We start from the raw sequence: 25613 nt of genomic DNA on the forward strand, positions 1-25613 counted from the left end.
CCCCTCGGCTCCCCGGGGGCGCCCCGGCCCCCGCCCGGGGGGGGGGTGGGGGCGCCGCCCGCCCCCCGGAGAGGGGCCTTCGTAGAGCGCGGTTCCCCCTCTCCGTCTCGGCTTCGCCGAGCCACCTCTCCCCCACTTTCGTGGGGGCGAGGAACCCAAGCTGGAATGAAGCCGCGATGCCAACCTGAAGCGATTTCCCTAAAACACAGCAAGTTTGTTCTTGCTTTGTGCCGGCAGCTATGCTACTAATTTCGGTATGGTGCCAATTGGCTCCAACGACCCGCCCACCGAGGCGGGTTTTTTATTTCAAGCTTTGAAGGTTCCGGTGTTGCCGACCTGATGTTGGCGGGACAGCGCCCTGGACAGCACCCCCCTCTGGCCTGCCGGCCATCTCCTCAAGGGGGAGATTGGGTATCTTGTCTGCTTCCGCCAATCACCAACGTTGCAGGATTGGCGGCTAGGGCGAAGCTGCTGATCTCCCCCTGGAGGGGGAGATGGCCGGCAGGCCAGAGGGGGGCGCCGTAGAACTCGACGCGTGTGCCTGCCATTCTCTACGCCTCATCCTCATCGTCGAGCAGCCGGGTGGCGCGCCAGCGGGTCAGCACGATGTTGGTCTGTTCGATGACGAAGAAGCGCGCGGAATCGCGGTCATAGCCTTCGGCCAGCAGCTTTTCGTAGTCGGTGTGGGCGTGGCGAATATGCGCAATCGTCGCCAGCCATACGGCAATGCTCGGCGGCAAGCTCTTCATGTGCACGGCGCCGGCATCGGCACGGATATTTTCCATGTCGGCATAGGGCGCCAGCGGCAGGAGCGCTGTCAGCGCCTTGGCGATAGCGCGGCGGCGGCCGGTCGGCGCGCTCACTGCTCATCCCATCTGGGGGGCTCGCCCGATCTGGACGACTCGTCCCGCCCGGACATGGTCGCCTCGGCGAAGGCATCGGTCGAGGCGAAATAAGGCTTGATGTCGATGACCGGCGTGCCGTCGAGCACGTCGATGGCATCGAGATCGACGCGGCCGGTGTCGATGTCGACGCCAACCAGCCTGGCGACATGCAGCCCAATTGGGTTCGGCCGGGCAGGGGAGCGCAGCGAAAAGACGCCTTTCGGCTCCGTGGCATGGCGGGGTTTCTGGACAATCAGTTGCCGCGGCGCATGGTGCAGCCAGGACAGGATGATCACGTGGCTGGCGCGTTCCAGCCCAAGCAGGCCGTCCCGATAGAGCGGATCGATCGTGAGAACCGCCGGCTGTCCCGTCTCCCGCGCTGCCTTCATGTTCTTGGGGCAGGTCTCCCGCGTGACCCAAGGCGAAGCGATGCGGCCGATGAAGACGACATTGCCATCCGGCGGCATCGTTGCCGGGTCGGTTTCCAGAAGCTTTTCGCCGCTGCGCGTTTCGAACATGGTTCTCGCCCCGATCATGCGTCCGTTTTTGCGCGATCCGCCACGCATGCGTCATTTTCTTGTCCGGAAGCGACATAGCGCTTGCAAGCCTATCCAAACCGACATAAACATATGTTTATATCTTTTCAAAGAGAATGCTCGCATGCATGTCGCTCTCGACACGATGGTAGATACATTGAAGGCGGCGGCGGAATCCAGCCGGCTGCGCATATTGGCGCTGCTGTCGCGCGGCGATCTGACCGTTTCAGATCTCACCGAAATCCTTGGCCAGTCGCAGCCGCGCGTCTCGCGCCATTTGAAATTGCTGCTGGAGGCCGGGCTGATCGGCCGCTACCAGGAGGGCTCGTGGGCGTTCTTCCGGCTATCGGATTCCGACGCGTCGCGCGATTTCGTGCTCAGGCTGGTCTCCGGCATCCGCGGCGCCGATCCGCAGGTCGAGCGTGATCTCGAACGGCTGGCCGCGGTCAAGCGCAAGCGGCAGGACCGGGCTGCCGAATATTTCTCGGTAAACGCCGCAAGCTGGGACCATATCCGCTCGCTGCATGTGCCGGATCGCGCGGTCGAAGCAGCTCTCATCAAGCTCGTCGGCAAGCGGCCGTTCCAGTCGATGCTCGATCTCGGCACCGGCACCGGACGGCTGCTCGAGATCTTTTCGCCGCTCTATCGGCGCGGTGTCGGCATCGACATGTCGCGCGAGATGCTGACGGTGGCGCGCGCCAATCTCGACAAGGCCGGCGTTTCGAATGCGCAAGTGCGCCAGGGTGACATTTTTGCGCCACCGGTCGAACGCGACGCCTTTGATCTCGTTACCATCCATCAGGTGCTGCATTATCTCGACGATCCCGCCCGCGCCATCCGCGAGGCGGCGCGTCTGTTGCGCCCGGCCGGCCGGCTGGTGATCGTCGATTTCGCGCCGCACGCGCTGGAGTTCTTGCGCGAGGAGCACGCGCATATGCGTCTCGGCTTTTCCGACCGGCAGATTGGCGACTGGTTTACCGAGGCCGGCCTCGACCTTGAGGACAGCCAGGAATTCGAGCCGCGCGGCGGCAACGAGGCCAAGCTCACCGTCAAACTCTGGCTCGGCCGCGATCGGCGCATGCTGATTGCCGAGCCTTCCAACGACAGACAACCGGCCAATGCGTATCCGATAGGGGAAACCGCCTGATGAACCAGTTCCGCTTCTCCCGCCGCCCCGACATCGGCGACAAGGTCAGGGTTTCGTTCGAGTTCTTTCCGCCGAAAAACGATGAGATGGAAGCAAGGCTGTGGGACACGGTCACCCGGCTTGAGCCGCTCAAGCCGAAATTCGTCTCGGTCACCTATGGCGCCGGTGGTTCGACCCGCGAGCGGACGGCCCGCACCGTCAAGCGCATCCTCAATGAAACGACGCTGACGCCGGCAGCGCACATGACTTGCGTCGATGCGGCGCGTCACGAGGTCGATGCGGTGATCCGGGAGTTCGCCGATATGGGCGTCAAGCGTTTCGTCGCTCTGCGCGGCGATCCGGCCGAGGGCGTCGGCGCGGCCTACCGGCCGCATCCGGAAGGCTATGCCAATGGCGCCGAACTGGTTGATGCGCTGAAGGGCGCCGGCGATTTCGACATATCGGTCTCGGCCTATCCGGAAAAGCATCCGGAAAGCCCGGATTTCGCCACCGACTTCGACATGCTGAAGCGCAAGGCCGACAACGGCGCGACGCGGGCGATCACCCAGTTCTTCTTCGACAACGATCTCTATGAGCGCTATGTCGAGCGGGCACGGCGGGCCGGCATCTACATACCGATCGTGCCGGGCATATTGCCGGTGCACAATTTCACCCAGGTCGCCAACTTCTCGGCGCGGTGCGGCGCCTTGGTGCCGGCATGGCTGGCCGAGCGTTTCGATGGGCTGCAGAACGATCCGCAAACGCATGCGCTGGTGGCATCTGCCGTGGCGGCCGAGCAGGTGCTGGACCTTGTCGAGCGCGGCGTCGGCGATTTCCACTTCTACACGATGAACCGGGCCGATCTGGTCTTTGCCATTTGCCACATGATCGGCATCAGGTCGCACGAAGTCGAGGCGGCGGGATCAGCCGCGGCGTAAGGCGGCAGGCACTTTTTGAACTGTCAAAGATCGGGGGAATGCAAAAGGGCCGGGCAAAATGCCCGGCCTTTTCAATGGTTTGGAATATTCTGTGCTGGTCTTCCCCCGCTCAGCGGCCTTATGGAAGGACGCCCATAATGAGGGCGCCGATGAATGCAAACGCAGCACAAATCATCAATGCGTTGATCGGCCTCGTCAGTCCCATGTCATAGCCTCCTCTTAAAGAGCTATGGCGAGAGTCTAGGGTCATTTGTGCCACAGGCAAGCAGAAACTTTGCTGCAATGCGACGAGATTGTGGAATTTGCGACCTGCCGTTTGCCGTTAGGCATTGAAACTCTTTGTCAAAAGCCGGCCCGGGACCTGTGAATAATTTGTGGCAAAGCCGGGGCAGCAACGAGAATGGCAGCGCTACCGCGGCGGAAATCGGAATCGATTTTCGGACCGACTGAAGATTCGACGCATCCTTTGCGCATCCAACCGGATGCTGCACGCTATACGCACGCTATACGAATGCGGTGGGCAATCGGCAGCGTTGTGAGATAGCCAGGACTTGAATTTTCTGCCAATTGGCAGTATATTGACTGCCAAGTGATGGAGGTCGGAATGAGTGTCGCTTATGCGGTTCGCGATCCTGCAAATCAGGCTTTGCCGGCAAATCTGGCGGATGCCTCGGCACGGGCGCGGCTCACGCCAGCGGCTGTTGCCGGCATCGTCAGGCTCGCAGACATCTGGCATCTGACCAGCGCCGAGATCTGTACCTTGATCGGCGACGTGTCGGAGAGAACCTGGTTCCGCATGAAGAAAGGCGAGTGGGAGGGCGTTCTCTCCCAGGATTCGCTGACACGCATCAGCGCCCTGATCGGCATCTTCAAGGGACTGCGGCTTCTGTTCTCCGAAGCGCTTGCCGATGAATGGGTGCGGTTGCCGAACAAAGGGCCGCTTTATGGTGGCCGGCGCCCCCTGGACGTAATGATCGAGGGCGGCATTCCGAAGCTGCTGCAGGTTCGCCAACATATCGACGCTTTGCGCGGTGGACTTTGAATGCCGATCCCGCCGCGCGCTGACATTTCCCAGCGCGACCCGATCCGGCTCATTTCGACAGGCAGGCTCAAGGAACCGGTCCTGATGCCGTTGGCCAGGAATCATGGAGATTTGGAGGACCTTGCGGAACTCGAAGGGGCCACCAGCGGCCGTCTTCAGGCGCAGCAAGGGGGATTGCCCGACCTCGATCCGCGCGAACTGGTTTTCGGGAGACCGGGCTACACCTTCATCAATGCGGCGTTCGCTTACACCCGTCCGGGCGGCAATCGTTTCAACGATGATGCCAGGGGCGTCTGGTATTGTGGGTTCGATGCCGAAACCGCGCTCGGCGAGGTCTCGTTTCATCTGACGCGCGAGCTTGCCGCGATCGAACGGTTCGAAAACGTCACCGACTACGCGGAGCTCGTTGCCGACTTCATAGGCTCGTTTCACGATCTGCGCGGTGCTGAGTTCAGCAAGGACCCGGTGCTCGATCCGGATACTGTATTAGCCTATCCTGCCGGTCAGGCGCTGGCGAAGCAACTCCGCAAGCAAGACGCCGCGAGCGGCTTTGTCTATCCTTCCGTGAGACATGTCGGCGGGACCTGCCTTGCCGCCTTCCTTCCCGATCTCGTTCAGAATCTCCGGCAAGGCGGTATCTGGCGTCTGGAATGGCAGGGTTCATCTGTTCCCGCGATCACGCCCATATAGTGCACGATCGGGAGCGACAACTTCGCTGCGCCATCTCTAACGCCGCCAGAACAGTCGACCGTCGATGGTGACGAGGCCGAGGGCGATCAGCGCCATGCCGCCGAATTCGAACAGTTCGAGCCGCTCGCCCAGGAACAGGAAGCCGAGCAGGATGGCACTGGCCGGCACGATGAGCGTGACCAGCGAGGCGTTGGTGGCGCCGGCCGAGGCGACGAGATTGAAATAGAGGATGTAGGCGAAGGCCGTCGACAGCAGAGCCAGTGCCAGCACCGCCGCCCAGACCGGCGGTGAAGCCGAAAACAGATTGGCGGCATCATAGGTGAACAGAACGACCGGAACCATGATAACGGTCGAGCAGGTCAATTGTCCGGTGGCAATGACCGGCGACGGCACACCCCTGAAGCGGCGGGCAATCATCAGTGCAACCGCATAGGATAGCGACGCTCCGATGAGCGCGAATTTCGCCCAGACCGGACCGCCGAGCCCGGCGACGAGGCCGGGGCCGATCATCACCGCCGTTCCCGCGATACCGAGGGCGATGCCGGCAAGCTTGTTCCACGACAGCTTTTCGTCGCTGGTCAGGGCGTTGGCGAGGATCAGCGTCCAGAACGGCGTCGTCGAATTGAGCACCGAGGCGACACCGGCGCCGAGCTCGGTCTGGCCGGCAAAGATCAGCGAGAAAGGGATGACATTGTTGGCGAGCGCCAGCAGGAAGAACAGGCCGGCATGCGGCAAGGCGAGGCGAAACGACGGGCCACGGACCGCAAGATAGAGCTGCAACGCGATCGCAGCTATGGTGACGCGGAACAGCACCAGCACCAGCGGCGGAAGTTCCGCTACCGCAATACGGGCAAAGAAGAACGAGCCGCCCCAGATCGCGCCGAGCAGCAGAAGCTGCGCCCAGTCCTTGAGCACCATCGGCCCGCGCATTGTGGTGGTGGCAGCTATCGCCATTGGTCGTCCTCCCAGACGAGATGCCTTGCTCTCTTCAGGCATCTGTTCACGCTCCACCCGGTCCGGCGGCAAGGGCCACCCGAAACCTGAGCGATGGCCTAGCTCGCTCATAACCGGCGTACAGAACGGCGTAGCGCCGCGAAGCTAGGGCGGCGAGACATAGAATTGTTTTCATTAGCCGCTAGCTTGGATTAATTGTGCGCAGCCTCAGTCAAGGGATTCGTCCATGCAGCGATTCGAAAATGCCCGCGAGGCAGCGCTGGCGCTTCGCCCGGACGATCCGATCTATTGCTTCCGCCCGCAGGTGCTGAAGGCGGACGCCAAACAGTTCATGGGCATGTTTCCCGGCAAGACTGCCTATGCGGTCAAGACCAATGGCGAGCGGATCGTGCTCAACGCCCTGGTCGAGGCCGGCGTCAGTGCCTTCGATGTGGCCTCGCCCGGCGAATTCGCTGCCGTGCGCGCCGTCTCGCCCGACGCCGAGATGCTCTACATGCACCCCGTGAAGGCGCAGTCGGACATCAGGCTGGCGCTGGAAAAATACGCCGTCCGCGTCATTTCGCTCGACCATGAGGACGAGATCACCAAGCTGACCAGGGTGGTGCGGGCGCTCGACATCGATCCGGGCGCGATTACCGTGTTCGTGCGCATCCAGACGAAAGGCTCGGCAGCTTACGAACTGTCGAAGAAGTTCGGCGCCGGACCGGCCAATGCGGTCGAACTGGCCGAACGGCTGAACCGGACGGGCTACAAGGTCGGGCTGTGCTTTCACGTCGGCAGCCAGATCGAGGATCCCGACACCTACGAGCGGGCGCTGGCCTCCGCCGACTGGGTGCGCAACCGCGTCGGCTTCGACATTGCCGGGCTCGATGTCGGCGGCGGCTTTCCGGCCGAATACGGTCATGATCCGAACAGCCGCAAGCCGGAAATGCCGTCGCTCGGCCAGATCATGTCGCGGTTGTCGGGCGACCTCCAGGAGTACCAGTTCGACCAGATGCCGCTGGTGGCCGAGCCGGGCCGGGTGATCGTGGCGCGCTGCCTGTCGCTGATCGTGCGCGTGCTGCTGCGCAAGGGCAAAAGGCTCTACATCAATGACGGCATCTGGGCGTCGCTGTCGGATTCATGGACCGGCAAGATCACGTTGCCGGCGCGCTTCATCCCCGATCCGGCGATCCGCTCGCGCAATGGCGAGGACAAGACCATCGTGCCGTTCAAGGTCTGTGGCGCGACTTGCGATTCCGTCGATATATTGTCGCGGCCGTTCTGGCTGCCCGAAACCGTCGATACCGGTGACTGGATCGAGATCGGCCATATCGGCGCCTATTCGCTGTCGCTCCGAACACGGTTCAACGGCTTCTATCCCGACACTTTCGTCGAGGTGGCGACGCCATTCGACGAAGGCGATGCGCCGCAGGGGTTTGCCAGCCTGGAGACGATGGCGGATTAGTTAATGGTGGAATAGTGAATAGTGAATAGTGAATAGAAGTAGTTATTGCTTCCGTCCCGCTCCCGTGAATCGTCACCATTCACCATTCACCATTCACCATTCACCATTCACCATTCAGTCAGGCCACGCCGCCGCCGGCCTGGATATTCTCGCCGGTAAGCCAGCGAGCCTCGTCCGAGGCCAGGAAAACCGCGACATCGGCGACGTCGCGCGGCGCTCCGATCCGGCAGAAGGGCGACATGCCGGCGGCCACGGCGCGGTCCCGTTCGGGAAGCAGGTCGGTGTCGGTGAAGCCTGGTGAAAGCGCATTCACGGTAACGGAGCGCGGGCCGAGTTCGCGCGCGAGGACGCGGACGAACTGTTCGACGGCTCCCTTGCTGCCGAGATAGAGCGCCGTGTGCGTGAAGAACATCCTGGTTCCACCGGTGGAAACGGCAATGATGCGGCCACCGTTGCGAACGCGGCGCGCCGCCTCCTGAAACGTGAAGAAGGTGCCCTTGGCATTGGTGCCGAACACATGATCGAAGTCCGCTTCGGTAGCCTCGACGAGCGGTTTTATGACGGCGACGCCGACATTGGCGACGACGACGTCAATCGGCCCCATCTGCCTCTCGGTTTCGTCGAACAGCTTGCGAATGTCGGGGATGCTGGAGACGTCCGCCTGGATGGCGATCGCTTTTCCGCCAATCCCTTCAATGGCGGCAACCACTTCCCTGGCTGCTTTCTCGTTGCCCACATAGTTGACGACCACGGCAGCACCCTTGGCCGCGAGCCCCTCGGCGATGGCGCGCCCGATGCCACGCGAGCTGCCGGTCACAAGTGCGGTTTTGCCTTCGAGTGGACGATGCATGGCTGTTCCTTCCGTCTGATTACGGCCGCCTCGATCGAGCGGCGTTCCAGGGAAAGCTATGGGCATGCTATTGCTCAGAGAATAGCCTATTATCTTACTGACTTGTTAAGCCTGGGGTACATAATGCGCGGAACCGAGTTTTCCGAACTCACGGCATTTGCAGCAATCATCGAAGAGGGCAGCTTCGTCCGCGCCGCGGCCAAACTCAGGATTTCGCCTCCAGCACTCAGCCAGACGATACGTGGGCTGGAAGAGCGTCTCGGTGTCCGCCTGCTCAACCGCACCACGCGCAGCATGTCGCCGACGGCTGAGGGCGAGAAGCTGTTTGCCCGCATCGCACCGGCGTTCAGCGAACTGGAAGGGGCCGTCGCCGACGCGCATGCATCACGCGGCCGGCCGGCAGGCTCGCTGCGCATCAATGTTCCGCGCATTGCCGCCACGCGTTTCATCGCGCCGATCCTCGGCGATTTCCGCCGCGCCTATCCCGATATCGCCCTCACAATCATTGTCGACGACATGCTCACCGACATCGTCGAGGGCCGCTTCGATGCCGGAATCAGATTGGGTGAGCGGCTGCACAAGGACATGGTGGCGGTGAAACTCAGCGAGGAACTCGAGATGGCCGCAGTGGCGGCGCCGAGCTATCTGGCGCATCGCCCGATACCCCGTCGCCCCGCGGACCTGCATCATCACCAATGCATCAATTTCCAATGGCCGAGCGGCGGCAATCTCTACCGCTGGGAGTTCGCCCGAGGCCAGCGTGCCTTGGAAGTGGCCGTCAGCGGCGGCCTGACGGTCAACGATACGGAACTGATGATCGGGGCGGTTCTGGATGGGGTCGGCGTGGCGTACATGCTGGAATACCAGGTCCGGCCGTGGATCGAAGCGGGAAAGCTAATCCGTTTTCTCGAAGCCTGGTCGCCGAGATTTCCGGGTTTTTATCTATATCACGCGAGTTCCCGCCAATTTCCGGCGCCGTTGCGAGCGTTCATCGATTTCCTGCTTGCCAGGCGGTGATGTGAATAGTGAATAGTGAATAGTGGTAGCTCTGGTGCTCAATGCGGCTCCTGTTCTATTCTTTTCACCATTCACCATTCACCATTCACCACCTTCACAGCCTGTCCAGCAGCTCCGGAGTCGGCCAGCCGTCGACCGGCAGGCCCAGACGCATCTGCTCCTTGCGGATGGCTTCGCGGGTGTTGGTGCCCAGGATGCCGTCGACGGTGCCGACGTCATAGCCTTTCGCTTCGAGCTTGGTCTGCAGCGCCTTCATCTGGTCGCCGTCGAGGCCGGGTTCGGGGTTGCGCGGATCGAATCGCGGCGCGCCCCCCAGTCGGGCGGCAAGATTTGCCGCGGTCAGGGCATAGGTGAAGGACTGGTTCCACTCGAGATAGACGTCGAAATTGTCGTAGGTCAGGAAGGCTGGCCCCTTGCGACCCATGGGCAGCGCCAGGCCGGCCTTCAGGCCGTTGTCGAGAAGCGGCGTACCGTCGGGCCTGGTAACGCCCCACTGGCTCCATTGCGTCAACGGCAGCTTGTTGGTGCGTCCCGTCTGCTCCCACGGCAAATCGTCAGGCACACGGACTTCCTCGATCCAGGGCTGGTCGCGCTTCCAGCCGCGCGACTGGATCTTGCTGGCCGTGCTCATGATCACGTCCGGCGCGCTGCCGCGCAGGTCGACCAAGCCATCGCCGTCGCCGTCGACGCCGTGGCCGAGATAGTCGGAAGGCAACATCTGCGTCTGGCCGATCTCGCCGGCCCAGGCACCGGTCACGTCGGCCGGCACCACGCCGCGATCGATCAACATCAGCAGCGGCACGATCTGCGGCCGGAACAACTGCGGACGGCGGCAGTCATGCGAGAGGCTCACCAGCGCGTTCAGCGTATGAAAATCGCCCTGCACGGCGCCAAAATCGGTCTCCAGGGCCCAGAAGGCGGCGATGACCGGCGCCTGCACGCCGTATTCGCGATCGGCGCGGACAAAGACCTCGGCATATTTTTGCAGATTGGCCGCACCTTGCTTCAGCCGATGGGACGAGATCATGCGGTTCGAGAATTCGATGAAGGTCTGGGTGAAGACGCCCTGGGCGCGGTCGCGTGCCAACGCCTTCTCATCGAGGGTGGCGTTTTCCAGCGCATCAAGGCCGGCAGCGCCGACGCCGGCCGCCCTGGCCTCCGCCGCCACGCCGTGCTTCCATGACTCGAAATCCCCGCCGCATTGCTGTGCCGCGGCCGGCACGGCGGTCAGGAGCAGCGCCGCGATAATTCCAAAGCGCGATCGCATCGCCATCCTTCCGAGAAGATTACCAGCGGTTGCGGGCATTCGTCATTGGCTGTGTCGAAAAGCAGGCGGCAGGCCTGGTGTCAACGGGTGTTCTGCCGCAACCACTTCTTCCAGGCGGCTTCGGAGCCGTTGAAGACGTTGATGTCGGCGTTTCCGGCCATGCCCGGCACGACACCCGTTCCGGTATACTGCCAGAAGGTGAAGGGATGGCTGCCGTATTTCTGGCGCGGGTGCCCGGCGACGGAGCGCAGCCAGTAGGGGTAGCCGCGGAAACCCGATAAACCATTATCTTCGAAGAAGTCGACCGACGTGTAGATGATCGGCTTCTTGCCGTAGTGTTTTTCGACGATTTCGAGGAATGTGCTCATCTCGCTGCGTACCGTGGCGGGATCTGGCCGCAGCTTGCAGGTCGGCGATTTCGGGTTCCATTCCATGTCGAGAACCGGCGGCATCGCCGAACCGTCTCTGGGCACGTTCTGGATGAACCAGCGCGCCTGGGTAGCGGCCGGCGTGCAAAAGTAGAAGAAATGATAGGCGGCACGGGGGACGCCCGAGGCCTTGGTGCGGCTCCAATGCTCGTTGAAAGCTTCATCGAAACGGTCTCCGCCTTCGGTTGCCTTGATAAAGGCGAAGGAGATGCCGCTGGCCCTGGCCGCCGGCCAGTCGATCGAGGTCTGGTATTTGGAGACGTCGGTGCCGTGGACGGCGTAGCTCCACGGTGCGCCGCTATCCCATTCATGCGGGTCGGAATCGGCAAAACGCGGCGCGCGTACCGCAACCATCGAGGCGCTGGACGACGACAGCGATGGCGTCAGATCCTCGACTGTCGAGCAGGCACCAAGCAGCGTCAGCGTGATGAGAACCGCGAAACGGCGCATCGCTACTTCCCGAGCCGGTTTCAGCCGGCCGCTGATGGGTCTTTCCGCGGGTGCCCCTCGACCAGGCGCAGCGTGTCTGAAACCGACTTACGCGACGCGCCTGGATCTTCGTTTCATGCATTCCCAAACCGTTACGCAGTTTGGGACGCATGCATTCAAGCCCCGCCGGACGGTCACCCTACAGGATCGCCCGGTCTGTCCTAAGCGCGTCGCTTCGACGCGCTTAGCTCTTTTGTCTATGCATGTCGTTGTCCCAAAACCGCTGCGCACTTCTGGGCGACATTCACCTGTGATCGCCGATCATGGTTGATATTCGGTTGACGGCGCTCGACAAGAGCCGCGATTTTGCCGAAACAATGGCGGCAAATCGATGACATAGATCGAGCGCGCCCGGGGGAACTCAAATGCAGATCCTTTTGAAGTTCGTCAAATGGCTGCTCGGCTTGGCTGTGCTGGCCGCCGCGGTACTCGCCGGCTGGCTGTATTTTGCGCCGCCGGAACTGATCCGCGTCGGTTCCGGCTATGCGGCTAAGATCGTCTGTTCGAACGTCTTCATCGCCGGGCGAGACGCCGACGATGTGCTTGCCGTCGATGTGCAGGCGCCGGGTCACCCGCTGCTGAAGCTGATGAGAGTGTCGGTCGACAAGGAGAAGGGAACGGTTTCGGCCGGCCTGTTCGGTGTGCTCGGCAAAAGTGTCGCGGTTGCGCGCGACGGGCTCGGCTGCGCCTCGGTTCCCGACGGCGATATTGCCGCCGCCAAGGCTGTCGCCGGAGCTGCACCGACGCCGGCGCCGCTGCCCGATCTGATCTGGCCGGAGGGCGACAAGGCCGATGCCTCGCAGGATCCCGAGGTCGCGAAAGTCCTCGACGATCCAGCAATGACCGGCGCCGGCATGCGGGCCGTCGTGGTGGTCAAGAACGGCCGCATCGTCGCTGAGCGTTATGGCGACGGCTTTTCCGAAAAGACGCCGCTATTGGGCTGGTCAATGACCAAGACCGTAAATGCGGCGATCGTCGGCACGCTGGTGAAGGAGGGCAAGCTGGCGATGACCAACCAGGGTCTGTTCGGTCCCTGGAAGGGAGATGGTCGCGCCGTGATCAGCCTCGCCGACATGATGGCGATGTCGAGCGGGCTGGAATTCAACGAGGATTATGGCGACGTCGCCGACGTAACGCGCATGCTCTATCTCGAACCGGACATGGCGGGCTTTGCCGGATCCAAGCCGCTGACCGGCGAGATCGGCAAGGTGTTTTCCTATTCGAGCGGCACGGCGGTGATGCTGTCCAGGCTGTGGCAGGACGCAATCGGCGACAAGGACAAGGCACTGGCGTGGCCGAGGACCGCGCTGTTCGATCCGCTCGGCATGCAGAGCGCTGTGCTTGAGGCCGACGAGCACGGCACCTTCGTCGGCTCGTCCTATCTCTATGCCACGGCATGCGACTGGGCGCGCTTCGGCCAGTTCCTGCTGCAGGGCGGCGTCTGGAACGGCCAGGAGATCCTGCCCGCCGGCTTCGTCGACTGGATGCGGGAACCGGCAACTGCCTCGAAAGTCTACGGCAAGGGGCAATTATGGATAGAAGGACCGGGCGACGAAGAAAACCCCGGCGCCGGCACTGCCGCCGGCCTGCCCAAGGACACCTATTGGATGGAGGGGCATGATGGGCAAACGGTTGCCATCATCCCCTCGGAGCAGCTGGTTGTGGTGCGGCTCGGGCTGACGCCGGCCAGGCTCGGCTATCGGCCGCAGGCGATGGTGGCGGCGCTGATCAAGGCGCTGCACTGAGGAATGCGGCGGTCGCAGTCTTGTCTATGCGGCTGTCGCCAAAGGTTTGGCGCGATCAACACGCGCCCGCTCGTCGGGTGAGTTCATAACCGTCCAAAGATCATTACGGCGCTGGACGTTCAACCAGAAATCCGGGCTGTTGCCAAACACCCGCGCCAGAATGAGCGCGGTAGCCGCCGTCACGTTGCGGCGGCCGTTGCACAATTCGTTCACATGCTTGCGCTGGACGCTCATAGCTTCGGCCAAAGCCGCCTGTGTCAGGCCGAGTGGTTGCATGAATTCTTCCGTAAGAATTTCGCCAACCGTTGCTGGCTTGCGTGCGGTCATCAACATGTCTCACCTCACTTATATATAACTGTGGTCGTCGAGATAGATGTCCGACGCCTCGCCCCGGCCCCCGTCCCAGCGGAAGACCAGCCGCCATTGTTTGTTGACACGGATCGAATGGAAGCCTTCGAGATTGCCGCGCAACTTCTCGAAATGGTTGCTGGGCGGCACACGCAAATCCTGATCGATCGCCGCGTCGTCAATCATCTGGAGCTTGCGGAACAAGCGGCTTTCGAGATCGGACGGAATATTGCGGGAGTGGGTGTCGTCCACGAAGAAAGCCCGCAGCCATCCATCTCTAAAGCCGATGATCATCCCATGCTTCCGGCGAGGAGATAATGTACCACTCCTTGGGTCATATGGCAATGTGTGATTTAGCCAATTAACTGATTTCAGCCACGGCCCTCATTTAGGATTGGAGCCCCAAAACCTTCCACGGCAAAATTGATATTAGATGGCGATCTTGCTCACGGCGAGCCAGCTGTAGCCGCGATAAAGTGTTTTGAATCGAACGCTTGCGCCAACTCTTGCAGATTCCGAATCCAGAATCGCGCGCAACGATTGACGCGGCTCGACGTGGAATTTTTTCAGCCAGCCGCGCAACAGCTTGCGGAACCAGCTGGGCAAGGCTTCCTGCTGGCCAAAATCGACGACATGCAGCGAGCCACCCGGTGACAGAGCAGCAAGAGCCGCGGATACCGTCTTTTCCCAGCCGGGGATCATCGACAGCGAATATGAGACAAAGACGCGGTCGAAACTTTCGACGCCGAACAGCGCTTTCGCGTCGAAATTCGTGGCATCGCCGCGCGCCAGCGTGACGCGGCCGGAGAGGCCTTCGCGCGCGAGGGCGGCAGTGGCCGTCTCCAGCATCTCGGCCGAAATATCGAGGCCGAAGAAGCGCGCGCCGGGATAGCGGCGGGCGGCGAGGATGATGTTGCGGCCGGTGCCGCAGCCGAGCTCGAGCACGGTGCCGCCGGCCGGCACATCCAGTCCGGCGATAAGCCGGTCGCGGCCCAGCAAATAATATTTGCGGGTCAGGTCGTAGATATGACGCTGCCAGCGGTAGACGCCGTCCATCAGTTCGGCATGGCTGGCCGGCAAGTCGGTCGTGCTCATGCGGACCGCTTCACATAGAGATGGAAGCCGCCATAGATGGCCGAGCGGTCGCGCGCCGAAAACTCGCGCGAGGCGTCGTTCTCGTAGCGCCACTGATCGAGCAGCGAATTCGAGACGCGGCCGGGCAGCAGGCTGGGTTCCGCTGCGGTGCGGAAGATGACGCGGGCGCCGGTGGAGGCGGTTCGGGTGATCTCGGCCCACAACTCGTTGAGCTGGTCGTCGGTCATCCAGTCCTGTGCATCGAGCAGCACGAAGCGATCCACCGAGCCGGCATCCTTGCGGGCAAGGAACTCGATCAGATTGGCGTGGTGGATGGCAACGCGATCGACATTGTTGCGGATCGTCTTGTAGTTGCGCTTTTCGAGATAGGCGGGCAGGGCGGCCTCGCCCGGATCAGGGTAGCGGCGGGCGAAAGCCTGCCAGGCGAAATAATTGGTCTTCAGCGGAAAATCGCAGGCGAGCTTTTCCAGTCGTGCCTTCAGCACGCTGGCCATGGTGCCGTCACCCGAGGTGATCAGCGAATCGTACTGGGCCGGCGGAATGCCGAGGCCGAACAGCGAAGCCTTTCGCGATGTCGCCCATTTCAGCAGCGGTTTTTCGAAGACCGGCGCCAGCTCTTCGTCGAAGAAGCGGCGCTGATCGGCGATGCTCTTGGCGTCCATGATGCCGGCCGGGTCGACGCCGAAGAATTTTGCGGTGCGGTGGCCCATGGCGATGAACAAGCCGAGCAGCCCGGTCTGGTAGAAATTGCGGTCGAAGACAGCGATGCGGCGACGGCCGCGCCAGTTGCGGCGCTCCCAATAGTGGCGGCTGACCGGGTCGAGATGCGGTGCGATGAAGCGGTCGTAGGCCTGTGAATTGTGCCCGGTCCCAGCCGCGCCGAAGAAACGGAACAGGTCGCCTTGCGACGGCAGGTGACGGACGGCTTCGAGCTTCATGCGGTTCAGCGCGATATGGGCAGCGTTGAGGTCGACGGCATCGATCCTTTCCGGCGAGCGGGTGAGATAGGCAAGGATGTTACAGCCGCCGGAGGCAATGGTGACGATGCGGTGGCCCGTCCCGAGCTGCATCGCGTCCATGTCGATTTCGGGGTCTTCCCAGATCTGCGGATAGACGAGGCCGGAGAACAGGAAGGCGAACAGGCGCTCGGAGATGCCGGCTTTCGACAGCGGGCGGTTCTGGTAGACGGCCTTGCCGACTTCCTTGCCGCGGCGAAAAACCAGGTCCCCAGAAATGTCCGTCATGGCAAGGCGATTCCCCGTTTGCTTTGCCGCAAGCGGGTAGCGCAGGGTGATGACAGGCCAGTGACAGCCTGTTGACGCGAGTTCAGGCCTTGCCAAATCCACCTGGGGTCGGCGTCGTCACGATGACCGCCTCGCCAGTGTCGAGGATGGTCTGATCGCAGGCTTTCAGCGTCTCGATCGCGCCGGTCTTGCGGCGGACCTTGGTCGAACCGGCCTCGCCATCGCCGCCTCGGTCCAGTCCCCGCGGCGGGCGGTTGCGATGCGAGGACAGGATCGCGCATTCCATTTTTTCGAGGAAGCGGATGGTGCGCCTGGTGCCGTCGCCGGCATTCCATTTGCCTTCGCCGCCGGAGCCTTCGCGGATATGAAAATCCTCGAGCAATACCGGGAAACGCAGTTCCAGCACTTCCGGATCGGTCAGGCGCGAATTGGTCATATGGGTGTGGACGCCGGAGGTCCCGGCAAAACCGCGGCCGTCGTTCATCCGGCCGGCCGGCGAGCCCGAGCAGATCGTCTCGTAATACTGGTACTGCTTGTTGCCGAAGGTGAGATTGTTCATCGTGCCTTGCGCATTGGCCATCGCGCCCATGGCGCCGAACAGCGCGTTGGTGACGTGCTGCGAGGTCTCGACGTTACCGGCGACGACTGCCGCGGGATAGGCGGGCTTCAGCATCGAGCCGTCGGGAATGACGATGTTGATCGGCCGCAGACATCCGGCATTCATCGGGATGTTGTCTTCGACCATGACGCGGAAGGCATAAAGCACAGCGGCTCGGGCGACTGGCTCTGGCGCATTGAAATTGTTCTTCATCACCGGCGACGTTCCGGTGAAGTCGACGGTCGCTTCGCGCTTCCGCCGGTCGACCGATATCTTCACCTTGATCATTTGGCCGGTGTCGGTCGGATATTCGTATTCGGAACTGTCGGGCAGCCGCTCCAGAACGCGGCGCACGCTTTCGGCGGCATTGTCCTGGACATGGCCCATATAGGCTTCGACCACATCGAGGCCGAAATGCGCGACCATCTTGCGCAGCTCGGCGACGCCCTTTTCGTTCGCGGCGATCTGCGCCTTGAGGTCGGAGATGTTCTGGTGCGGATTGCGCGCCGGGTAGGGGTGGTTGGTGAGTAGCGTCTCCAGGTCCTTCTCGCGGAACCGGCCGCGATCGACGATGCGGAAATTATCGAACAGCACGCCTTCCTCGTCGACGGTTGTGGCAAGCGGCGTCATCGAGCCGGGCGCGGTGCCGCCGATGTCGGCATGATGGCCACGCGAGGCGACGTAGAAGAGGATCTCCTCCCCCCTCGAGGGGGAGGTGGCGGCGAAGCCGCCGGAGGGGGTCGTTGCGGCAGTGCTCGACGCACTTGTGGTGCCTTCTGCGAGGACCCCACCCGGCCGCTTCGCGGCCACCCTCCCCTCAAGGGGGAGGGAAAACACCGGTGTCACCACTGTGATATCAGGCAGATGGGTGCCGCCATTGTAAGGTGCGTTCAGCGCAAACACGTCGCCGGGGTGAATGTCGCCGGAATTGAGCCGGATGATGGTCTCCACCGAGCGATCCATGGAACCGAGATGCACCGGCATATGCGGTGCATTGGCGACCAGCGCGCCATTCCGGTCGAAGACGGCGCAGGAGAAATCGAGCCGCTCCTTGATGTTGACGGAATAGGCAGTGTTTTGCAGCGTTACGCCCATCTGTTCGGCGATCGACATGAACAGGTTGTTGAAGACCTCCAGCATCACCGGATCGGCTTCGGTGCCGAGTGCGGCCTGTCGGCGCTTCTTCTCGACGCGCCGCATCAATACGTGGTCCTTGGCGGTGATCTCGGCCTGCCAGCCCGGCTCGACGATAATGGTCTGGTTCGGCTCGATGATCAAAGCGGGGCCGGCGATCTGGCAACCGGGGTCGAGATCAGGGATGCCGTTGTCATACTCACGGAAATAAACCCCAGCGGTGCGCCATTGACCTTCAGAGTAGAGGCGCACCCGTTTCTGCGCTGGTCTGGAGTGGCGAACGCCAGGAAGGCTTTGTTCCTCGCGGCCGGTGCCGCCGGTATCGGTACCCTCGACGCCGACCGATTCGACGATCATCGGCTTGTCGTCGTAGACGAAACCGAACTGCGCCTTGTGCGCCAGTTCGAAGTCCGCCTTGGCCTGCGCAATCGAGCCGTGCCCGAAGTTCACAGGCAGCGCGGTATCGGTGCCGTCGTAGCGGATCTGCAGCACCGGTCTCGAGGCGACCGCGTCTTCGCTGATGCCTTGCGCGGCGAGTTCGTCGATGACGGCTTTGCGCAGCGTTGCGATGAGTTCATCGATCGCTGGCCCGGAATTGTCCGCCAGCGGCTTCAGCAGCGCCTGCTGGCGTGACGCAAATACAGAGGATAGGCCGATGCCGTATGCCGAGAGCAGGCCTGAGAAGGGATGGATCAGCACCGCCTCCATGCCGAGCGCATCGGCGACCAGGCAAGCGTGCTGGCCGCCGGCGCCGCCGAAGCAGTTCAGGAGGTATTCGGTGACATCGTAGCCGCGCTGCACCGAAATCTTCTTGATGGCGTTGGCCATGTTTTCGACGGCGATGGTGATGAACCCTTCGGCGACGGTTTCCGGCGAGCGGCCGTCGCCGATCTCGGCGGCAAGTGCGGTGAATTTTTCGCGAACCGTCTGGACGTCGAGCGGTTCGTCCTGGCCCGGTCCAAAAATAGCCGGGAAGAACTCGGGCTGCAGCTTGCCCAGCATGACATTGGCGTCAGTGACGGCCAACGGGCCGCCGCGCCTATAGGCGGCCGGGCCGGGATTGGCGCCGGCCGAATCCGGCCCGGCGCGAAAGCGGCCGGCCTCGTAATGGAGGATCGAGCCGCCGCCTGCAGCAACGGTGTGGATGCGCATCATCGGCGCGCGGATGCGCACGCCGGCGACCTCGGTGTCGAAGGCGCGCTCGTAGTCACCATCGTAATGGGCGACATCGGTGGAGGTGCCGCCCATGTCGAAGCCTATGACTTTGCCGAAACCGGCGAGTTTTGCCGTCTCGACCATGCCGACGACACCGCCGGCCGGGCCGGACAACAGCGCATCCTTGCCCTGGAACATGTCGGCGGCGGTGAGGCCGCCCGACGACATCATGAACATGAGGCGAGGGCTTTCCCTCCCCCTTGAGGGGAGGGTGGCGGCGAAGCCGCCGGGTGGGGTCGGCTCGACTGGGTTCGACACTCTGGCGGTGCCTTCTGAGATGACCCCCTCTGGCTGCTGCGCAGCCATCTCCCCCACAAGGGGGGAGATTGGCGCGGCACCCAGTTCCGCCGCAACCCTTTGCACATACCTAGCCAGGATCGGCGACAGATAGGCGTCGACCACCGTGGTGTCGCCGCGGCCGACCAGCTTGATCAGAGGCGAGACCTCGTGACTGACCGAGACCTGCGAGAATCCGAGCTTTCGACAGACTTTGGCGACCGCCTTTTCGTGCTCGGGATGTTTCCAGGCATGCATGAAGACGATCGCGACCGCATCGATGCCGTCCGCCTTGGCTTGCTCAACAGCCGGGCGTACCGAAGCAATGTCGAGCAGGCGCTCGACACTGCCGTCGGCGCGAATCCTTTCGTCGATCTCGACGACACGCTCATAGAGCTGTTCGGGAAGGATGATCTGCTTGGCAAAGATATCGGGCCTGGCCTGATAGGCAATCCTCAGCGCATCGCGGAAGCCTTTGGTGATGAGCAGCAGCACACGGTCGCCCTTGCGCTCGAGAAGGGCATTGGTGGCAACCGTGGTGCCCATCTTGACATCGCCGATCAGAGCGGAGGGGATTGGAGCGCCGGGTTGGACGCCGAGCAAATCGCGAATGCCCTGGATGGCAGCGTCGGCATAGGCTTCGGGATTTTCCGAAAGGAGTTTCCTTGGATGCAGCCCGCCTTGCGGGTCACGGCCGATGACATCGGTGAAGGTGCCGCCACGGTCGATCCAGAAATCCCATTTTGCAGTCACTGCGGCGGCTCCCGGGATTTTTCCCTGTTCGATCTGTTAGCTCGCGAGGCCCTGACCGGCAATCGTCAAATGATTGGAATATGTTACAGGCAGAAATGCAACGTTACGAAACTCATGCGCAGCTTACGCATTGTGTCCTCGACCGCCGCCGGTAACGGAGGCGTGATTAGAGGAGAGATATCATGAAGAAACTCATTCTTGCGTCGGTGTCGGCGCTTGCGTTGCTTGGCCTTGCCGCCTGCAGCAACAGCGGCACCGACAACACCACGACGCAGAGCACCAACCCGCCGGCATCCGACCAGACGATGAAGCCGGCTGCTCCTGACGCCAACAAGCCTGCCGAGCCGGCTCCGGCTCCGGCGCCTGCGCCGGCTGCTCCGGCTCAGTAGTCAATGTGGCAACCAAGGAAAGGCTGGCCTCACAGGCCGGCCTTTCTGCTGCTTACGATAGCAGCGCCTGGCGGCCGAGTGCGACGACGTGAGCGCTGGCGCCAGCCGCCTCAGGCATTGCGCCAAATCGATTGGGCCAGCCCCTGCGGCACTGTCTTGGCTTGATAGCGATGGGTGGTTGGCCCTATGAAGCCCCCATGTCGATTTGGGACCGCCTTGGCGACTTCGTCACACGCGTTTCATCTTCAGCGTCGTCAGGCGTCGCCGAAGTGGTCGAGGCCGTGCGCACGGTTTTCTCCGGCGATGCCGATCTGCGCCGGCGCGTCGCCTTCTCGGTGGCGATGATCGCCCTGTCGGCCAAGATGGCCAAGGCAGACGGCATCGTCACGCAAGACGAGGTGCGCGCCTTCCAGGAAATATTCGAGGTGCCGAAGGAACAGAGGCGCAATGTGGCGCGGCTCTACGATTTGGCCAAACGCGACATTGCCGGTTTCGAGACCTATGCCGAGCGGATGGCGCAGCTTTGCGGTTCGGGCCATTCGAACTGCCTGATGCTCGAGGACATACTCGACGGGCTGTTCCACATCGCCAAGGCCGACGGGCTGGTGCATGAGCGCGAGGGCCAATTCCTGCATCGCATCGCCGAGATATTCCGCATCAATGAGGCGCATTACCAGAGCATCCTGGCCCGGCATGTCGATCTGGGTGCCGCCGATCCCTATATTGTGCTCGGCATCGAGCGTGGGAAGCCGTTCGAGGAGGTCCGCAGGCGTTACCGCAAGCTGGTCTCCGACAATCATCCGGACCGGCTGATCGCACGCGGCCTGCCGCAGGAATTCATCAAGATCGCGACGACCAGGCTGGCGGCGATCAACGCGGCCTATGAAATGATCGAGCGAGGCCTGCGGCACGCATGAGCGGCTTTCCGCCCGATGAGCCGAGCGCCGAGGTCAGGGTATCGCCGAATTTCGGACCACGGCGCGGGACGCTCGGACCCGATATGATCGTGCTGCACTACACCGGCATGGCTACCGGCGCCGGTGCCGAGGCATGGTTGTGCGATCCGGCAAGCGAGGTCTCGTCGCACTACCTGGTCCATGAGGACGGCCGCTTTGTTCAGATGGTAAGGGAAAGCGACCGCGCCTGGCATGCCGGTAAGAGCTCGTGGTTCGGACAGAGCGACATCAACTCCTGTTCGATCGGCATCGAGATCGTCAATCCGGGGCATACGCTCGGCTATCGCAACTTTCCAAAACCGCAGATCGACGCGGTGATCGGCCTGTGCGCTGGGATCATCGAGCGCCATTCCATTCCGGCGCAGCGGGTGCTTGCCCATTCCGACGTGGCACCGGGGCGAAAGGTCGATCCAGGCGAGAAATTTCCATGGAAGGCCTTGTTTGCCGCCGGTATCGGCCATGTTGTGCCGGCAGCACCGATCCGGCGCGGCGCCGTGCTGAAGCCAGGCGATACCGGCGCCGAGGTAGAGGCGCTGCAGTCGATGCTGGCGCTCTATGGTTATGGCGTCGAGATCACCGGCACTTTCGACCGGCAGACCGAAATCGTGGTCGAGGCATTTCAGCGGCATTTCCGGCAGCGCCTGGTCGATGGCATGGCTGACGGATCGACGATCCGCACGCTGGAAAGGCTGCTCGCTTCCGTAAGGATAGCCTCTCTCAAATAATCTTTTGCCAGCTTAAAAGTTACAATCTGTTACTCAAAGTGACTTGCGCCGCCTTCTTTGGCGCCAATTCCGTCGTCAAAGGCGATCCGTACAGATTGTCGGACGTCTATCCCCCCAAATGTTCCGATGTTGATTGAGGGTATCTGCGCGAAGTTCTTTGTGCAGATCAAACAGAACAGGATCACATGCAGAAATTGACCGTTTTAACGGCAGCCATTGCTGCCGGCGTAATGACTTTTGCCTTCAGTGCGGCGAACAGCGCACCGCTGAGCCAGCGGGCCGATCAGGGCTTCAGTGCCGCAGCCGGCAAAACCGCCATGCCGAAGGGTGGTGCAAAAGTAGAGAAAACCGCCACCGCAAAAGTGGAAAAAGCGGCCGCGGTAAGGACGAAAAAGCCAGTCTCCGCGAAAAGGCCAACCGCTGCGAGAAAGACAATCGCCAAACAGCATGTGAAGCGTAACCGCAAACGCATCGACCCCATGGCAACGGCGTCAGTCGCTCCGAAGAGCAGGCCAGCGCCTCAGGCGGTGGTTGTCGGCGGCAGCGGACAGTATTCGGCGATCATTGCGCGTTATGCCGCCAGCTATGGCGTCCCGGTGTCGCTCGCCAACGCCGTCATCAAGATCGAAAGCAACTACCAACCGAACCAGGTCGGCAGCGCCGGCGAGATCGGCCTGATGCAGATCAAGCCGGCGACGGCAAGGATGATGGGCTATAGCGGTCCGGTTCAGGGTCTCTACGATCCCGATACCAACATCAAATACGGCATGAAGTACCTTGCCATGGCGCGGGATCTCGGCGGCGGCACGACCTGCGGCACGATCCTGAAATACAATGCCGGCCACGCCGCCACACGGATGAATCCGGTGTCCGCAGCCTATTGCGGCAAGGTCAAGGTCCAGCTGGCAGCACTTGGAGCGCCCGCCTGACAAGCGACAACTTGCTTTTTCGTTTGCGTTTTCGGGCCTGAACCCCTTTATACGCCTTGCCAGCTGGCCGGGCGGCCGCACCCGCGAAGCCGAAAGGCTGCGGGTGAGGAAAGTCCGGGCTCCATGGAGACACGGTGCCGGTTAATGGCCGGCGGGGGCGACCCCAGGGAAAGTGCCACAGAAAGCAAACCGCCACGATCCAATCGTGGCAAGGGTGAAAGGGTGGGGTAAGAGCCCACCGCGCGACTGGCGACAGGAGCGGCACGGTAAACCCCACCGGGAGCAAGACCGAATAGGGGCGGTGCGAGGGGAAACCCTCGAGGGCTGTTTCCGGCTCACCGTCCGGGTAGGTTGCGTGAGGCGCGTGGCAACATGCGCCCAAGATGAATGGCCGCCACGTTCTCGCCCCGTAAGGGGCGAGGGCCATACAGAACCCGGCTTACAGGCCAGCTGGCAGTTTTCCCCGATAAAAGGAAATCTCCTGATATCAGCAGGTTGCGTCTTCGGGCGCAGCCGTTGATTCACTTTCGACCCCTGCAGCCGAGCGCGACAATCCTTGAAATTGGTACGATTTAATCGTACCATTGAGAGATTGATCAGGAGTGCGCCATGGGCCACGTTGACAAACGCAGCATCACGCTGTCGCCGGAACTGGCGGCGGCGGTCGACGACGTGGTCGCCGCCGGCGAATATGCCTCGGCGAGCGAGGTGATCCGCGACGCGCTGCGGCAATGGAAGGACCGGCGCGACCTGCTCGGCTACACGGTCGAGGAATTGCGCAAGCTGGTGCAGGAGGGGATCGACAGCGGTCCGGGGCTGGACGGGCCGCCAATCATGGAACGGCTGCGCGCCAAATATCTGAAAGTGGCCGGAACCAAAGGCCTTGAGGAGTGAAATACCGCCTGCTTCCTCAGGCATTGATCGACCTCGAAGCCATCGGCGACTACATTGCCGAACAGAATCCAAATGCGGCGGTTCGGCTCGTGGATCTCTTGCAAAGGCGGTGGGATTTGCTGACCCTGCACCCCTTCTCAGGTGCGCCGCGCGAAGACATCGCAACCGGAATCCGTCACCTGATCGTCGGCGAATACCTCACCTTGTATCGTGTCCGCGAAGAGGCGATCGAAATCATTCGCGTGCTGCACGGCCGGCGCAAGATTGATGCCGACGATCTGAATTCGTGATTGCCGATTCAGCCACCGATTGCATCTAGCGACGCTTCGATCGCTTGCCAAAGCTCTTCCACCGGCTCGCAGCCGACCGACAGGCGAACGAAGCCGGGCGGAACGGCATCTCCCCTTTTTGATCGCCGTTCGGCCGAGGTGTGTACACCGCCGAACGATGTCGCGGCCTGCATCAAGGCGCAGCTGTTGATGAAATCCTCGGCCTTGTCCTCCGAGGCGAGCACGAAGGAGATGAGAAAGCCGAAGCGCTCCATCTGGGCGCAGGCAAGATTGTGCGATGGATCGCTCTCCAGTCCCGGAAAGCGCAAGCCGCTGATCGCGCGATGGTTTGTCAGCCGTCGCGCTATCATTTCGGCGGAAGCGCACATGCGGTCGAAGCGCACGTCCAGCGTTTCGAGGCCGCGATGCACCAGCCATGCCTCGAACGGCCCGGGGATGGCGCCCGACGTCTCGCGCCAGTCGGTCACCCTCGAGATAATGTCCGCGTCGCGGCTGGCGACATGGCCGAACAGCACATCGGAATGGCCGTTTGGTGCCTTGGTGTCGGCGGCAATGACGATATCTGCGCCGAGATCGAGCGGGCGCTGGCCGAAAGGCGTCATCGTCGTGTTGTCGACCACAAGCACCGCACCCGCTCTATGCACGGCCTCGGCGACGGCTGCGATGTCGCATATGTCCAGTCCTGGGTTGGCGGGCGTTTCGACGAACGCAAGCCGATACCTATCGAAGCCGCCGTCGAGGAAGCTCGACGTCGGCCGGACATCGTAGGCAACGCCGAAGGATTTCAGGAAACGCTCTGCCAGCGCTCTCGTCGTGTGATAGCCGTCGGACGGCAGCAGGATACGGTCGCCGGCTTTGAGCAGGCCGAAAAATACCGCCGAGATGGCAGCCATCCCCGAGGGGAAGGCGACGCATGGGGCGTCTTCCAAATGCGCCAGCATGTGCTCGACCGCATCCCAGGTCGGATTGCTGAAGCGGCCATATTGATCGAAGCCGGTGGCGTCGCCGGGCGCATGAAAGATGGCGGCCATGGTCAGGGGCAAGGGGATCGGGTCGCCCTTGGCCAGCCCGCCGCGGCGCAGATGGGGAAGTGCCGCGGCGCGTGACTTGGCTGTTTCGAACATGATTTCAAACCTCGTTACTGACCGGAAAAGGAGATGCCGAGGCTATGCGCGGCAGCGATCCGCAGCAAGTCGGCTCCGGTTGGGCCACACGGCTCTAAACGCTTCGTTAGGCTTAATAGACGATAAAGACGGGAGTGCCGTCAAAGCTGCTCTCCCCAGTCGTGGCAGGCGCGTTTTGAAGACTGTTCCCGTTGACGCCCATAACACCCCATGATATCCCATTCCGATAC

The 25613-nt window shown here is 62.2% G+C and carries 25 protein-coding genes and 1 other RNA gene; 14 read left to right on the plus strand and 12 right to left on the minus strand.

From position 1 onward, the window contains the following. Positions 1–551: 551 nt before the first annotated feature. Positions 552–863 (minus strand): DUF2293 domain-containing protein, encoded by a 312-nt coding sequence (locus NKI52_RS19990; protein WP_023676798.1) that lies wholly within the window; start codon positions 861–863, stop codon positions 552–554. Beyond that, the gene (tsaA, locus tag NKI52_RS19995; protein WP_352699221.1) at positions 860–1402 is read right to left on the minus strand and encodes a tRNA (N6-threonylcarbamoyladenosine(37)-N6)-methyltransferase TrmO; all 543 of its coding nucleotides are present in this window, start codon (positions 1400–1402) and stop codon (positions 860–862) included. Before tsaA ends, NKI52_RS19990 begins: the two co-directional genes overlap by 4 nt. Before the next feature lie 142 nt (positions 1403–1544). Here tsaA and NKI52_RS20000 point away from each other — a divergent pair, with 142 nt between their 5' ends. The 4 genes from NKI52_RS20000 (at position 1545) to NKI52_RS20015 (ending at position 5216) form a co-directional block, all read left to right on the plus strand. Next, positions 1545–2567: an ArsR/SmtB family transcription factor gene (locus tag NKI52_RS20000; RefSeq protein ID WP_352699222.1), complete on the plus strand. Its 1023-nt coding sequence runs from the start codon at positions 1545–1547 to the stop codon at positions 2565–2567. After that, a complete protein-coding gene (metF, locus tag NKI52_RS20005; protein ID WP_023676795.1) occupies positions 2567–3484 on the plus strand; it encodes a methylenetetrahydrofolate reductase [NAD(P)H] in 918 nt (305 codons plus the stop codon). The genes NKI52_RS20000 and metF overlap by 1 nt, the downstream gene beginning before the upstream one ends. 604 nt (positions 3485–4088) lie before the next feature. Then, the gene (locus NKI52_RS20010) at positions 4089–4526 is read left to right on the plus strand and encodes an antitoxin Xre/MbcA/ParS toxin-binding domain-containing protein (RefSeq protein WP_352495783.1); all 438 of its coding nucleotides are present in this window, start codon (positions 4089–4091) and stop codon (positions 4524–4526) included. A gap of 84 nt (positions 4527–4610) precedes the next feature. Then, positions 4611–5216, plus strand: coding sequence for an RES family NAD+ phosphorylase (locus NKI52_RS20015; RefSeq protein WP_352699223.1), 606 nt, complete (start codon positions 4611–4613; stop codon positions 5214–5216). Positions 5217–5252: 36 nt separating this feature from the next. Here the strand turns inward: NKI52_RS20015 and NKI52_RS20020 are convergent, their stop codons facing one another. Beyond that, the gene (locus NKI52_RS20020) at positions 5253–6170 is read right to left on the minus strand and encodes a DMT family transporter (protein ID WP_352699225.1); all 918 of its coding nucleotides are present in this window, start codon (positions 6168–6170) and stop codon (positions 5253–5255) included. Positions 6171–6396: 226 nt separating this feature from the next. Here NKI52_RS20020 and NKI52_RS20025 point away from each other — a divergent pair, with 226 nt between their 5' ends. Continuing rightward, the gene (locus tag NKI52_RS20025; RefSeq protein WP_352465177.1) at positions 6397–7617 is read left to right on the plus strand and encodes an alanine racemase; all 1221 of its coding nucleotides are present in this window, start codon (positions 6397–6399) and stop codon (positions 7615–7617) included. Positions 7618–7735: 118 nt separating this feature from the next. Here NKI52_RS20025 and NKI52_RS20030 read toward each other — a convergent pair whose 3' ends face one another. Next, the gene (locus tag NKI52_RS20030; protein WP_352699228.1) at positions 7736–8467 is read right to left on the minus strand and encodes an SDR family oxidoreductase; all 732 of its coding nucleotides are present in this window, start codon (positions 8465–8467) and stop codon (positions 7736–7738) included. Between the two features lie 123 nt (positions 8468–8590). On the opposite strand from NKI52_RS20030, the gene NKI52_RS20035 reads away from it, so the two are divergent. After that, positions 8591–9484 carry a LysR family transcriptional regulator gene (locus tag NKI52_RS20035; protein WP_352699230.1) on the plus strand — a complete coding sequence of 298 codons (894 nt, stop codon included), beginning with the start codon at positions 8591–8593 and terminating at the stop codon, positions 9482–9484. A 94-nt stretch (positions 9485–9578) separates the two neighbouring features. Here the strand turns inward: NKI52_RS20035 and NKI52_RS20040 are convergent, their stop codons facing one another. Beyond that, on the minus strand, positions 9579–10751 hold the full coding sequence (locus NKI52_RS20040) for a lytic murein transglycosylase (protein WP_352680278.1): 1173 nt from the start codon (positions 10749–10751) through the stop codon (positions 9579–9581). A gap of 80 nt (positions 10752–10831) precedes the next feature. Beyond that, the gene (locus tag NKI52_RS20045) at positions 10832–11629 is read right to left on the minus strand and encodes a glycoside hydrolase family 25 protein (RefSeq protein WP_502897774.1); all 798 of its coding nucleotides are present in this window, start codon (positions 11627–11629) and stop codon (positions 10832–10834) included. Positions 11630–12033: 404 nt separating this feature from the next. Between NKI52_RS20045 and NKI52_RS20050 the strand changes: the two genes are divergently transcribed. Beyond that, positions 12034–13413, plus strand: coding sequence for a serine hydrolase domain-containing protein (locus tag NKI52_RS20050; protein ID WP_352589427.1), 1380 nt, complete (start codon positions 12034–12036; stop codon positions 13411–13413). Between the two features lie 24 nt (positions 13414–13437). Here NKI52_RS20050 and NKI52_RS20055 read toward each other — a convergent pair whose 3' ends face one another. The 5 genes from NKI52_RS20055 to NKI52_RS20075 all read right to left on the minus strand — a co-directional run bounded on the left by NKI52_RS20055 (position 13438) and on the right by NKI52_RS20075 (position 20076). Continuing rightward, entirely contained in the window at positions 13438–13746 is a 309-nt protein-coding gene (locus NKI52_RS20055; RefSeq protein ID WP_352453138.1) for a HigA family addiction module antitoxin, read from the minus strand. Positions 13747–13758: 12 nt separating this feature from the next. Beyond that, on the minus strand, positions 13759–14055 hold the full coding sequence (locus tag NKI52_RS20060; protein WP_352456184.1) for a type II toxin-antitoxin system RelE/ParE family toxin: 297 nt from the start codon (positions 14053–14055) through the stop codon (positions 13759–13761). Between the two features lie 135 nt (positions 14056–14190). Further along, positions 14191–14856 carry a class I SAM-dependent methyltransferase gene (locus NKI52_RS20065; protein ID WP_023676783.1) on the minus strand — a complete coding sequence of 222 codons (666 nt, stop codon included), beginning with the start codon at positions 14854–14856 and terminating at the stop codon, positions 14191–14193. Continuing rightward, positions 14853–16100 (minus strand): BtaA family protein, encoded by a 1248-nt coding sequence (locus NKI52_RS20070; RefSeq protein ID WP_352699232.1) that lies wholly within the window; start codon positions 16098–16100, stop codon positions 14853–14855. Before NKI52_RS20070 ends, NKI52_RS20065 begins: the two co-directional genes overlap by 4 nt. Before the next feature lie 82 nt (positions 16101–16182). Continuing rightward, on the minus strand, positions 16183–20076 hold the full coding sequence (locus tag NKI52_RS20075; protein ID WP_352699234.1) for a hydantoinase B/oxoprolinase family protein: 3894 nt from the start codon (positions 20074–20076) through the stop codon (positions 16183–16185). A gap of 182 nt (positions 20077–20258) precedes the next feature. On the opposite strand from NKI52_RS20075, the gene NKI52_RS20080 reads away from it, so the two are divergent. The 7 genes from NKI52_RS20080 to NKI52_RS20110 all read left to right on the plus strand — a co-directional run bounded on the left by NKI52_RS20080 (position 20259) and on the right by NKI52_RS20110 (position 24259). After that, entirely contained in the window at positions 20259–20465 is a 207-nt protein-coding gene (locus NKI52_RS20080) for a hypothetical protein (protein ID WP_023676780.1), read from the plus strand. Between the two features lie 197 nt (positions 20466–20662). Beyond that, positions 20663–21382, plus strand: coding sequence for a TerB family tellurite resistance protein (locus tag NKI52_RS20085; protein ID WP_352699237.1), 720 nt, complete (start codon positions 20663–20665; stop codon positions 21380–21382). Then, entirely contained in the window at positions 21379–22146 is a 768-nt protein-coding gene (locus NKI52_RS20090; RefSeq protein WP_352699239.1) for an N-acetylmuramoyl-L-alanine amidase, read from the plus strand. Before NKI52_RS20085 ends, NKI52_RS20090 begins: the two co-directional genes overlap by 4 nt. Positions 22147–22331: 185 nt before the next feature. Further along, on the plus strand, positions 22332–23075 hold the full coding sequence (locus tag NKI52_RS20095; protein WP_352699241.1) for a lytic transglycosylase domain-containing protein: 744 nt from the start codon (positions 22332–22334) through the stop codon (positions 23073–23075). 59 nt (positions 23076–23134) lie between these two features. Continuing rightward, an RNA gene (gene rnpB, locus NKI52_RS20100) (RNase P RNA component class A) lies at positions 23135–23533 on the plus strand. Between the two features lie 151 nt (positions 23534–23684). Further along, the gene (locus tag NKI52_RS20105; RefSeq protein ID WP_352699243.1) at positions 23685–23969 is read left to right on the plus strand and encodes a type II toxin-antitoxin system ParD family antitoxin; all 285 of its coding nucleotides are present in this window, start codon (positions 23685–23687) and stop codon (positions 23967–23969) included. Next, entirely contained in the window at positions 23966–24259 is a 294-nt protein-coding gene (locus NKI52_RS20110) for a type II toxin-antitoxin system RelE/ParE family toxin (protein WP_352456175.1), read from the plus strand. The genes NKI52_RS20105 and NKI52_RS20110 overlap by 4 nt, the downstream gene beginning before the upstream one ends. Before the next feature lie 8 nt (positions 24260–24267). Here NKI52_RS20110 and NKI52_RS20115 read toward each other — a convergent pair whose 3' ends face one another. Then, positions 24268–25383: a cystathionine gamma-lyase gene (locus NKI52_RS20115; RefSeq protein WP_352699246.1), complete on the minus strand. Its 1116-nt coding sequence runs from the start codon at positions 25381–25383 to the stop codon at positions 24268–24270. Between the last annotated feature and the right edge of the window lie 230 nt (positions 25384–25613).

Origin of the sequence: Mesorhizobium sp. M0590, from assembly GCF_040320905.1 — a bacterium.
In the GTDB taxonomy this organism is placed as follows: domain Bacteria; phylum Pseudomonadota; class Alphaproteobacteria; order Rhizobiales; family Rhizobiaceae; genus Mesorhizobium.

Bases quoted from the DNA above. Each gene is read 5' to 3' on its own strand.
- tsaA (WP_352699221.1), bottom strand. From the start codon at position 1,402: ATGTTCGAAACGCGCAGCGGCGAAAAGCTTCTGGAAACCGACCCGGCA.
- NKI52_RS20000 (WP_352699222.1), top strand. From the start codon at position 1,545: ATGCATGTCGCTCTCGACACGATGGTAGATACATTGAAGGCGGCGGCG.
- metF (WP_023676795.1), top strand. From the start codon at position 2,567: ATGAACCAGTTCCGCTTCTCCCGCCGCCCCGACATCGGCGACAAGGTC.
- NKI52_RS20010 (WP_352495783.1), top strand. From the start codon at position 4,089: ATGAGTGTCGCTTATGCGGTTCGCGATCCTGCAAATCAGGCTTTGCCG.
- NKI52_RS20015 (WP_352699223.1), top strand. From the start codon at position 4,611: ATGCCGTTGGCCAGGAATCATGGAGATTTGGAGGACCTTGCGGAACTC.
- NKI52_RS20020 (WP_352699225.1), bottom strand. From the start codon at position 6,170: ATGGCGATAGCTGCCACCACCACAATGCGCGGGCCGATGGTGCTCAAG.
- NKI52_RS20025 (WP_352465177.1), top strand. From the start codon at position 6,397: ATGCAGCGATTCGAAAATGCCCGCGAGGCAGCGCTGGCGCTTCGCCCG.
- NKI52_RS20030 (WP_352699228.1), bottom strand. From the start codon at position 8,467: ATGCATCGTCCACTCGAAGGCAAAACCGCACTTGTGACCGGCAGCTCG.
- NKI52_RS20035 (WP_352699230.1), top strand. From the start codon at position 8,591: ATGCGCGGAACCGAGTTTTCCGAACTCACGGCATTTGCAGCAATCATC.
- NKI52_RS20040 (WP_352680278.1), bottom strand. From the start codon at position 10,751: ATGCGATCGCGCTTTGGAATTATCGCGGCGCTGCTCCTGACCGCCGTG.
- NKI52_RS20045 (WP_502897774.1), bottom strand. From the start codon at position 11,629: ATGCGCCGTTTCGCGGTTCTCATCACGCTGACGCTGCTTGGTGCCTGC.
- NKI52_RS20050 (WP_352589427.1), top strand. From the start codon at position 12,034: ATGCAGATCCTTTTGAAGTTCGTCAAATGGCTGCTCGGCTTGGCTGTG.
- NKI52_RS20055 (WP_352453138.1), bottom strand. From the start codon at position 13,746: ATGTTGATGACCGCACGCAAGCCAGCAACGGTTGGCGAAATTCTTACG.
- NKI52_RS20060 (WP_352456184.1), bottom strand. From the start codon at position 14,055: ATGATCATCGGCTTTAGAGATGGATGGCTGCGGGCTTTCTTCGTGGAC.
- NKI52_RS20065 (WP_023676783.1), bottom strand. From the start codon at position 14,856: ATGAGCACGACCGACTTGCCGGCCAGCCATGCCGAACTGATGGACGGC.
- NKI52_RS20070 (WP_352699232.1), bottom strand. From the start codon at position 16,100: ATGACGGACATTTCTGGGGACCTGGTTTTTCGCCGCGGCAAGGAAGTC.
- NKI52_RS20080 (WP_023676780.1), top strand. From the start codon at position 20,259: ATGAAGAAACTCATTCTTGCGTCGGTGTCGGCGCTTGCGTTGCTTGGC.
- NKI52_RS20085 (WP_352699237.1), top strand. From the start codon at position 20,663: ATGTCGATTTGGGACCGCCTTGGCGACTTCGTCACACGCGTTTCATCT.
- NKI52_RS20090 (WP_352699239.1), top strand. From the start codon at position 21,379: ATGAGCGGCTTTCCGCCCGATGAGCCGAGCGCCGAGGTCAGGGTATCG.
- NKI52_RS20095 (WP_352699241.1), top strand. From the start codon at position 22,332: ATGCAGAAATTGACCGTTTTAACGGCAGCCATTGCTGCCGGCGTAATG.
- NKI52_RS20105 (WP_352699243.1), top strand. From the start codon at position 23,685: ATGGGCCACGTTGACAAACGCAGCATCACGCTGTCGCCGGAACTGGCG.
- NKI52_RS20115 (WP_352699246.1), bottom strand. From the start codon at position 25,383: ATGTTCGAAACAGCCAAGTCACGCGCCGCGGCACTTCCCCATCTGCGC.